This window comes from Streptosporangium sp. NPDC023615, assembly GCF_040640155.1.
Taxonomy (GTDB): domain Bacteria; phylum Actinomycetota; class Actinomycetes; order Streptosporangiales; family Streptosporangiaceae; genus Streptosporangium.
This window is the reverse complement of the sequence record NZ_JBFABE010000169.1, coordinates 1-1,648: the sequence shown is the minus strand read 5'-3', so window position 1 is coordinate 1,648 and position 1,648 is coordinate 1. Positions and strand designations below refer to the sequence as shown.

Sequence of the window (1,648 nt, the reverse complement as noted above, 5' to 3'; positions counted from 1 at the left end):
GGCGACGTACAGCGGGCAGGGGTCGGCCTCGGGCGGGGTGCACGTGACCAGGAAGTCGGTCCTCCCGGCGATGATCATACGGTCGGCGACGGGGTCGTCCTTGGTGCCGAGCGAGGCCCGCTCCACCCCGAAGTTGATCAGCGCCCAGGCGTCCTTGGCGTACCAGGTCTCGTCGAACACGACCGCGCGCGGCCGGCCCAGGTCGACGAACCTGAGCACGGCCCCCAGGGCGGTGACCAGCAGCGGCCCCAGCCAGCCCCGGAGGACGTCTCCCGGCATCGGCGGCGTGAGGCGATCCCGCGTTACTCCCATTCAGGGAATTATGGTGATAAATCAGCCTCGATGGACCGCGTCGTAGAGATCGCGCTTGGGAATCCCCGCCTGCTTGGCCACGTCCACGATCGCCTGCTTCCTGGCCGTCCCCGCCTCCTCGCGCCGCGCGACCTCCTCGACCAGGTCGCCGATCACCGGCGGCAGCGCCCCCCGGACGTGCCCGGCGACGACCACGGTGATCTCCCCCCTGACCCCGTCCGCCGCCCAGGCGGCCAGCTCGCCGAGCCCGCCGCGCCGTACCTCCTCGTAGGTCTTGGTCAGCTCCCGGCAGACCGCCGCCCGGCGGTCGGCGCCGAACGCCTCCGCCATGGCCGCCAGCGCGGCGTGCAGCCGGTGCGGCGCCTCGAAGAACACCATGGTGCGCTCCTCGGCCGCGAGCGCCGCGAGCCGCCGGGAGCGCTCGCCGGACTTGCGCGGCGGGAAGCCCTCGAAGCAGAACCGGTCGCTGGGCAGGCCGGAGACGGCCAGCGCCGTGGTCACCGCGGACGGCCCTGGCAGCGAGGTGACCGTGATCCCGGCCTCGACGGCCAGGTGGGTCAGCCGGTAGCCGGGGTCGGAGACGCCGGGCATGCCCGCGTCGGTGATCACCAGCACGGTCCTGCCGTCCCGGAGGGCCTCGAGGAGCTCGGCGGCCCGGCCCGCCTCGTTGGCGTCGTAGTAGGAGACGACCCGCCCGCCGATCTCCGCGCCCAGCTCCCCGGCCAGCCGGCGCAGCCGCCGGGTGTCCTCGGCCGCCACCACGTCGGCGCTCTCCAGCGCCTGGCGCAGCCGCGGCGAGGCGTCACCGGCCTGCCCGATCGGAGCTCCTGCCAGCACAAGCCTGCCGTTGTCCGTCACCGTTCCATCCTCCCGCATTCCGGATGAGCCCCCTGCCCGGGGAGAAATTCCCCAATTAGACCTGTAGGAGGTATTTCCTAGGCTGACGAAGGCCGGTGGCCCGTACGATGTCCGAGTGGCCGTGACCGACTTCACCAACCAGGCGTCAGACCAGCCGGAGTCCCAGCCGGGCGGAGGTCTCACGCTCTCCCTGCGAGACCGGCTGGTGCCGCCGATGCCCGACGGCGCCCTCTGGGGCTGGCTGGGGCCGCTGCTGGTCACGGCGTTCGGCGCGGTCCTGAGGTTCGTGAACCTCGGTCACCCGCGCACGATCATGTTCGACGAGACCTACTACGCCAAGGACGCCTGGGCGCTGATGACCTTCGGCGCCGAGCACAACGTGGTCAAGGACGCCGACAAGATCATCATGAGCGGCGGCACCGGGATCTGGCAGCAGTGCGCGCCCGCCGAGATCGACAAGTGCGCCTCGTACGTGGTG

At 71.9% G+C, this 1,648-nt stretch carries 1 protein-coding gene and 2 pseudogenes; 1 reads left to right on the top strand and 2 read right to left on the bottom strand.

Annotated features, from left to right (window positions below; all coding sequences use genetic code 11):
* Together AB0G16_RS38710 and rsmI are read right to left on the bottom strand one after the other, a co-directional pair.
* Positions 1 to 312: pseudogene (locus tag AB0G16_RS38710) on the bottom strand (phospholipid carrier-dependent glycosyltransferase); the annotation flags it as partial.
* A 21-nt stretch (positions 313 to 333) separates the two neighbouring features.
* The gene (gene rsmI / locus AB0G16_RS38705; RefSeq protein ID WP_362816007.1) at positions 334 to 1,188 is read right to left on the bottom strand and encodes a 16S rRNA (cytidine(1402)-2'-O)-methyltransferase; all 855 of its coding nucleotides are present in this window, start codon (positions 1,186 to 1,188) and stop codon (positions 334 to 336) included.
* Positions 1,189 to 1,285: 97 nt separating this feature from the next.
* Between rsmI and AB0G16_RS38700 the strand changes: the two are divergent.
* Positions 1,286 to 1,648 (top strand): annotated as a pseudogene (locus AB0G16_RS38700) (phospholipid carrier-dependent glycosyltransferase); the annotation flags it as partial.

Coding starts and splice junctions, on each gene's coding strand:
- rsmI (WP_362816007.1), bottom strand. CDS start 1,188: ATGCGGGAGGATGGAACGGTGACGGACAACGGCAGGCTTGTGCTGGCA.